Source organism: Tsukamurella pseudospumae (assembly GCF_001575195.1).
Taxonomy (GTDB): Bacteria; Actinomycetota; Actinomycetes; order Mycobacteriales; family Mycobacteriaceae; genus Tsukamurella; species Tsukamurella pseudospumae.
Genome location: NZ_LSRF01000006.1, coordinates 44,806 through 52,550, shown reverse-complemented (window position 1 = coordinate 52,550; position 7,745 = coordinate 44,806). Strand labels below are relative to the sequence as shown.

Genomic DNA, 7,745 nt, shown 5'->3' with positions numbered 1-7,745 from the left:
GCTGCCACAAAGCGGCGATCGAAGGCCGCTGGTCGACGACCATGCGGTTCTTCGCTGGCCCGACGCTGCTCGTCATCGACGAACTCGGCTACCTCCCCTTGCCCGCCGAAGCCGCATCAGCGTTGTTTCAGGTTGTCGCGCAACGGTATCTGAAAACATCGATCGTCATCACCACCAACCGATCGGTCTCCGAATGGGGCGAAGTCCTCGGCGACACCACCGTCGCCGCGGCCATGCTCGACAGGCTCCTACACCGCTCCGTCGTCCTCAAACTCGACGGCGACAGCTACCGACTACGAGACCACCACGCCCGCAACGAAACCCACCGCACAGCAATCGCACCCAGCCGCCGACCGCTATAATCCGACCGCACCCAGGTGAGGAATTTCAATGAGCATCACTGGGGACTTTCGATGAGCCTGATCACCACCGCTGCCCGTCGGTATCGAGACGCTCGGGCCAGGCTCGCTCACGATCGAGCAATTGCAACTCTTGGTTGCGCTGTGTGAACCTATCCTCCGCCAGCCGGGTACCGGCATGGCTCAGATCGTCTCGACGAAGGACGCTGCGTGCCGCCTAGACTGGTCGGTGAAGAAGCTCGAGCGGAAGATCGATAATTTGTGTGTCAAGCTGACCACCGCGGGAGTTCCCGGACTGGCCCCAGGCCCCTCTGCGAGCAACCGCAGGGTCGTCCTCTGTGAGTGGGCCTTGGCCAGTAGAATCGTGTCTCGCGACTCTCTGCGGCTGCTGCCGTGACTTGTTGTCGCTGAACCGGGTAATTGGTGGCGTCGACTAGTCCCGTTTCCAGTTGGAGCGCACCTCTCGTGCCGCACGGAGGAACCGTGTGGCGAAGAAGGCTAAGACAATAACTCCGACCAATGCGGCGATGCCTTGGAGGACTACCTCCGTATCGAGCCACCATCGCCGGCCGGCTTCGACTGCTTGCCCGTATGCGTCCGCGCCGAACAACACGGCGGCGACTAGGCCCCACATACTCAAGCAAGTGGCAACAAGGAGGAGAGTGAAGCGCCACCACAATCGCTCAGGTACCCGAACCGCGCGCGATCGAAAATCGCGTAAGTCTCGCTCCACATTTCGTGATGCCGAACGGCCGATGCCACCGATGATGTTGCTACCGGACCTCCACGCGTCTTGAATCGCGCTGCTGCCCACTGCAGCTGGCTGCTTGGCTGGCTCCAGTTGCCCATCCGCCGCAGCCGAAGGGGCACCAGTACCCGCCGCCCCTTCGGGTGTTATCGCTCCGCGAGCGACCTGGGCGTAGTTGAACTCAGTGGGCGCCTGCGATGCAAGGACGGCGCCCGCAAAGGCGTCCGAGAACGCCGTACATGTCTCGTACCTATGGGTAGGGTCCTTTGACAGAGCCCGCCGGACGACAGTATCGAGTGGTCCAGCGGCACCTGTGAGTGGTCGTGGATCAGCGTGTGCCTGCGCGTACAACAATGCGGCGACGGAGTCCGCGCGAAACAATGGGGCGCCGGACAGATACTGGTAGACCGTGCACGCCAAGGCGTACTGGTCTGATGCCGCGCTCGGCTGGCCACCCTGCACCAATTCCGGAGCGAGATACGCCGCTGAACCAACGACGGCGTCTGCGGAAGTCATCCGGGTCTCATCCAGCACGCGGGAGATTCCGAAGTCCAATAGCGTGACTCGTGCGATTGACCCATCCGTAGCGGTGCTCACGGCGATGTTGGCCGGCTTGATGTCGCGGTGAACGACGCCCATGGAGTGGGCGTAGTCGATCGCCTCACTCAGCTCACCAAGCACGTTCATCACGTCGCGTGGTTCTACAACGCTCCCGTCGAGGGACACTGCATCGGGTATGTAGCGCATGGTGTACCAGGGAACGCCACGCGTGACCCCGTAGTCGTAAACCGTGATGATCCCCGGGTGATCCAAACCTGCAGCCGTCCGCGCCTCGGTCGCGAAGCGTCTGAGGAACTGCGCGTCGGTGGACCCGACGGCCATTAACTTCATCGCTTCGAGGCGCTGCAGGCGGTCGTTCTCGACGAGGAACACCTGTCCCATACCTCCTCGCCCAACTTCGTCAACGACGCGGTATCCAGCGAACTGAGTACCAGGCTCGAGATTCACACTTCCACCTTCCGGTCCGTCCTGTCGTGCAGCCAGGCTCACTGATCTTCGCCATCGCGTCTCGGGTGCAGAGGCCCGTTCACAGTGGACAAGTCCAATAGCCGTACGGAGTCTGTCGAGATGATGCGCGTCGCCAGCGCCCACTCTAGGAGTGCGATCCGACGGTTCGTCGCGGGTACCCCAGTTTCCGAGACGAGTCCCGCTACCCCCGCTGTCGCGAGCTTCCCGCACAGATTGTCCAGCTTGCGACGAAGTTTTGCCGAACTCCAGCCCAGCCGGTCCTCGACGGCGCGCATCGAGCGGATTCGGTCTATGCCCACGCCGGGGGCGAGCAAGAGCGGTTCGCAGAACGCGACAAGCATCGCGAGCTGCTCCAAGGTCAGAGATCCGGGGCCCAAGGTGCTCGTGCCGGGGGAAAGCCCAACCGATTCGGTTCGTCGATGCTCGCGGTGGTCTGGGATCCTCACAACCACCTCGTACTCCGTGCCGCCTGCGCGAAACACGAGATGCGTCACGCGGCTGCTGAGCCGCATCGCCTGGCCCACGTCGAGTATGGAGCTGAGTGCCTCAGCCGCAGCGCAATATCGGACGGGGATCCAGGCTCCCACGTTCTCGATCCACCAGCCGTCATCGCGCCAGTAGATGTCGATGAGACGCCGGTGCAGAAAGTTGTTGCCGGGGAACGAGAGATCGGCATCGCGACCGATTGAGGTCACCCGGTCACGCGAGAGCGGGACGACGCTCCCGACGAGGTCATCAAGATGCGGCACTGCCTTCATTGTCCTGGAATTGCGGTCGTCACGGCAATGACCCGAGGAGCTTGTACTGTGCTGCGATGCCCTGAAGCGCATCAGTCTTCTGAAAGCTGCCCAGACCCGCCATGTACCGCCCCCTGTGTACGCGGCACACGTAGTACTGCCGAACGGAGCCATCAGATCGTGCCTCGGGGGTTTCGGTGCACGAGGCGGTCACTCGATTTAGTCCTGGTACGCCGAAGTTCCTGACCCCACCCGCGGTGCGGTCCGAGACGAATCCCGCGAACATCCGCCCGGCCTGGGTCGCATCTTTGGCGCGGAAGATGACACTGTTGCCATTCTGGGTGGACCCGACGAGGTCGACTCCGTACTCGTCCAGGGTCTGCTTAGTCAAGTAGCTTCCTTGATTCAATGCCCAACCCCGAGCGGAGACGTATCCGTCGCCCGCTGAGATGCCGGGTGAAAAACCCTGGTCCGAATTAGTGTCCACCTTGTTGGGCAGCGTAGCGCTCATAACCCCATCGCGGTCCATCGGAACACGAGGGATCTCGGGCGAGGACGTCGGAACGGGCGTCGGCCTGTACTCAGCCGATCGCTTCTCCTGCATCGTCAGCGCTTTTGCGACAATCTTCGCCGCGCCACCGCTGTCCGCTCCCGACGCACCTGCCACCACGAGCAGATCGCCGACCTTGATTGCAGCAGTTAGGGTGCGTACAGGCACCTTTTTCCCAGAGCCATCTGGGCTGTCCACCGAGAGCAGTTCGTCCAGGATCGTCACGGTGTTGCCGGCGCCCTTCAACGATGCGTCTGTGCTTGGTTTCGCCCCCACCGCGCGCAAGGCCAGATCGGCCGCTTCCGCAGTGCGAAAGCGGAGCATGCCCACCCGCAGGACTCTGTTGGCAGCGTCTCCCATGGCATCCACCGACACTGCGACGTACCCTGCAGTCATCTTGATCGCCCTGAGTGCGCTCGCCTGCTCTTGGTTGAACAACCGTGCGGTCGTCTGATATCCAAACTTGGCGGTTGACACGACCGGCCCGCTGACCTCCTGGTAGTTCTGGCCGTCCGTGGTCGTGTCGAACCGGTACTGAAAGTCCGAATCAACCTCCCACGGGGCTACGACGGCGTCCGTCATGTTGAGTGACTCTTGTTGCCAGGCGTCAGATTCGGTCCGCGCGACCACAGTGCGCGGCGCGGTGCCGAAGTTGCCAGTATCAAGCGCTGGCTCGCCCACTGTTGCTTGGCCAGCCACGCGCTGTGACCCCCAGCCCAGCGGGCCGACCAGGACCACGGCTGTCGTCAATAGGAGCGCGACAACACACATGGCCGCAACGGCGCGCCATCGCAGCCCGTAACGACGCGAAGTCCACTCAGTATGCCGGTGAGGCACACCCCCGCCACTCAGAGCGGATGCAAGTGCGGAGGCGAAGTCTGCCGTGGACCGGTACCGCATGTTCGGACTCTTGGCCATTCCTTTGGCGAGGACGGCATCGACGGCTTCAGACAGACCGGGTCTGCGCGCGGAGGCTGACGGCGGAGGCGTGTGAAGGTGATCGATCATCAGCGCCGCAGGAGCGGCGACGCGATAGGGTAGACTCCCTGTGAGCATTTCGAACGCCGAACATGCCATCGAGTACTGGTCCGAGCGCGGATCTGCACCGTCGCCGTGAATCACCTCCGGAGCCAGATACGCAAGCGTGCCGACCATGCCTCGCGTCTCGGTCAAGCCACTGGTCAGTTCCGTCATCGTCGCGACACCAAAGTCCGCGAGTTTCACGACCGCCGGGCGGTCGCCGTCGAGCAGCGTGAGAATATTGGCAGGTTTGATGTCTCTATGCACCAGCCCGTACCTCGACCACACGAACTCCAGTGCCTCAGCGATTGGCCTCACGATATCGATGACCTGACACGGATCCAGAGCGCCATTTCTGCGAATGAGGCTGAGTACGTCCGGGCCATCGATGAACTCAGAAGTCATCCATAGTCTGTCGGACGCAGTACCTGAGTCGAACACGGTCACGATATTGGGGTGCGACACTGTAGCGAGCATCGCCGCTTCTCGATGGAATCGAGCCCGGTATACCTCGTCTCGTGCGAGCGCCGGCATCAACAGCTTGAGCGCTTCCATCCGGGGCAGACGTGGATGCCGCACCAGGAAGACCTCACCCATCGCACCACGTCCGAGCGGCCTGATCACCGTGTAGTCCGACAAACCCACCACTGCCCCCATCGCCAGATCACGTGAGTACCCGATTCGGTCGGCCGAACGCTGTCCGAGCGAATCAGTTCCATTGTGGACACATCAGAGATACCACGGGCAGTAGACGCGCGTTGCGGCCCCTGCGAAGTACGAGGCGTTGTACGGCGTGAGGCCTGCTTGCCTGTTGAGCTTGTTCACGATGACCTGCAACGAGACTCCGTCGCGTCGATCCGCGCAAACCGCCTTTCCGATGCGAACCGCGGTCGCACCTCCATCCTTCGCGACGATGCCCTGAGCGCGCAGCACGGTCAGAAACGCCTGGTCCTGCGCAGTAAACGCATTGGCCGGCCCGCCGCCTGCGAGTGCCACACCGCCCGCGGCCACCGTCGCGATGAGCGCTCCGCGAGCGATCCGACCGATCTCTGTCATCTTCGTCATCTGTTCCTGCTCCTTCTCTGCGGTGCGCAGTTGTTTGCGAACCGCACCAACAGGATCGCAGCGGATCTCGCTCAAGCTGGCATTCCGGGTGGAAGCACCCACCGGACAAGTAAAGATACACCACTCCGAACTTATGATAATCAACTCTCGACAGAGTGTCAAGCCAGGTAGGCGCGCGACTATCGATGGTCGAGGGGCGCAACACGAAGCAACGGCCCAGCTGTCCGCCTGATCGCCGAAATCAGGCGAGTCTCTCCTTTGCCGTATGCGGGCGGTTGAGGCCGTGAGGAAGTCAATCAGGGCACAGCACCGGGATTCTAAACAAGGCCATTAATGGACGCCGCAGTTGTAATCGCCTCTCGAGCCCGGGTCATCGCACCAGGCAGGATATGGGTATAGACATCCAATGTGATCTGGGTTGTGGAATGCCCCAGCAAGGAAGAGACAGTAGGTACGTCTATGCCATTGTGGATAAGCGTAGAGGCGTAGTAGTGACGTAGGCTATGCCAGGCGAACGGTACCCGCCGTCTGCGTCGCGCCTGGTTGGCATGCGACGGTGACCACATTGCCCCGTTCGTTGTTTGAAATAGCGGATCACGCGGTCCTCGATTATTGACTCGCGCGTGCTCGAGGCATTTCTCGACGACCTCGTTCGGTAAGGGCACTTCGCGTGAAGTTCCGTTCTTCGGAGGCGCCCACGACCACGGATTGGTTCCGTCCGCTTGTTCCATTACCATAATCCGCCCGGCGGACCGGTCGATTGATGTTATACGCAGACCCGCAATCTCGCTGATTCGAAGTCCTGCGGTTGCTGCGATAGTAACCATTAGTTCGAGATCATAGTTGTGCGCGAAGCGCGCGTCGTCTGAAGCTCTCATTGCATTCTTAAAGGCGCGCACCTCTTCGCTCGTAGGGATCTCGCTCGGAGAGATTGCACGTCCATTGGACCGTTTTTGCTTCATCCCAGCCATTGGATGCAGCTCTTTGGGAAGAAGATCCCGTTCCACGGCGGTGTTGAACGCACCCTTTAGCATTCGCATGTGGGTTCTGATTGTGGATTCAGCGAGGCTATTCCCACTCTTAGTGACGCCAGATCGTAGGCCATTCGCCCACAAGACAATGTCATTGTGAGTGAAGTTGATCAGTAGCGTGCCCGCGATCGGCTCGCAGTTGTCACGCAAGTTCTGACGGAGCTTGCGAGTGTTGGAATTACTGGATTCGAGTACCCAGGAGTCGAGGAACGTCCCCAGGTTCGTATTAGATTTAGCGATGAGTCGATTGCCCAACGGCGAGATGGTCGTCTCGTGTGTCATGGTGGATAACTTCGCGACCAGGTCCTTCTCCTGGATGTTCCGGGCCATCACTACTTCGGTAGGACTAACTGAAGGGGACATTATTCCGCCAGACATCTTCGCGTATTCGGTGCGCTCCCAAGTCAGGGCGTCGTCCTGCCGTGAGAAATTCTTGGTTCGAGACCTGCCCGTTGACTTATCGTACACAGATCCGCGCCATCGAGTGTTGCCACTTGGTAGGACTATCCGATTCACGCTCACAAGCCAAGCCTAACCGAGGAGTTCGATTTACACAACTTATACAAGGTGTCGCCGCCTGGATGTTGCGTGCAGCCAGTTCATTGTTGACGCGCAACGATCCCGGGCATGTCAGGACAAAAGCATCGGGATGTTGATGAAGAGTTAGGAAGGCGCGAGTTGGGTTAGGCGACTTGGGGGTAAAGATCCGCAGATCAATCAGACTATTGTCTGTTCTTAATACTATTACCGGGTACATAAATTGTATGCCAGGCATCGTCCGTCTTAGAGTTCCTCGGCAGGAATCAGTGCATGTCAATGGGTGCATTCGCTTGGTAATCCGATTGCACTCGAAATCCTCTAGAGTGCACCATCTCAGCTGGATTCGCCTTACTGTTCTATGCGGTCGTCACGACCATTGCAGTGACTATCACAGGAGAGATTCACCTTCGAGTTGTAAGCTATCTGATGACTAGCAGTATTTGAATTAGATTCATGCTAATGTACTTAGTGGTGGCCAACAGTTCCGGCGGAATGCTGCGCAGTTAGCGCCAACAAAGGAAACGTGGCAAGATTCTAGGAGATGGGGCGATGCGTAGAAATATATTGAGAGCTCGCGCTCTGAACGACCAGATTAAGACCTATGTGGTTGACTATGACCATGATGCGTCCTCGATTGGTGGACGACCTGCAGGGGCGGCCAACACT

At 60.0% G+C, this 7,745-nt stretch carries 6 protein-coding genes; 1 reads left to right on the top strand and 5 read right to left on the bottom strand.

Annotation, left to right across the window (positions count from 1 at the left end; translation table 11 throughout):
- The coding region (locus AXK60_RS05610) for an ATP-binding protein (protein ID WP_175399940.1) at nucleotides 1-362 on the top strand (362 nt) is incomplete at its 5' end.
- A gap of 430 nt (nucleotides 363-792) precedes the next feature.
- On the opposite strand, the gene AXK60_RS05605 is transcribed toward AXK60_RS05610, so the two are convergent.
- From AXK60_RS05605 to AXK60_RS25610, 5 genes are all read right to left on the bottom strand, one after another.
- Nucleotides 793-2,115, bottom strand: a complete 1,323-nt coding sequence (locus tag AXK60_RS05605) for a serine/threonine-protein kinase (RefSeq protein WP_139057772.1) — start codon at nucleotides 2,113-2,115, stop codon at nucleotides 793-795.
- A 38-nt stretch (nucleotides 2,116-2,153) separates the two neighbouring features.
- The gene (locus AXK60_RS05600) at nucleotides 2,154-2,894 is read right to left on the bottom strand and encodes a hypothetical protein (RefSeq protein WP_068744137.1); all 741 of its coding nucleotides are present in this window, start codon (nucleotides 2,892-2,894) and stop codon (nucleotides 2,154-2,156) included.
- 19 nt (nucleotides 2,895-2,913) lie between these two features.
- Nucleotides 2,914-5,100, bottom strand: a complete 2,187-nt coding sequence (locus AXK60_RS05595; RefSeq protein ID WP_068570116.1) for a serine/threonine-protein kinase — start codon at nucleotides 5,098-5,100, stop codon at nucleotides 2,914-2,916.
- 72 nt (nucleotides 5,101-5,172) lie between these two features.
- The gene (locus AXK60_RS05590; protein WP_139057771.1) at nucleotides 5,173-5,583 is read right to left on the bottom strand and encodes a DUF732 domain-containing protein; all 411 of its coding nucleotides are present in this window, start codon (nucleotides 5,581-5,583) and stop codon (nucleotides 5,173-5,175) included.
- A gap of 242 nt (nucleotides 5,584-5,825) precedes the next feature.
- The gene (locus AXK60_RS25610; protein ID WP_175399939.1) at nucleotides 5,826-6,869 is read right to left on the bottom strand and encodes a tyrosine-type recombinase/integrase; all 1,044 of its coding nucleotides are present in this window, start codon (nucleotides 6,867-6,869) and stop codon (nucleotides 5,826-5,828) included.
- Between the last annotated feature and the right edge of the window lie 876 nt (nucleotides 6,870-7,745).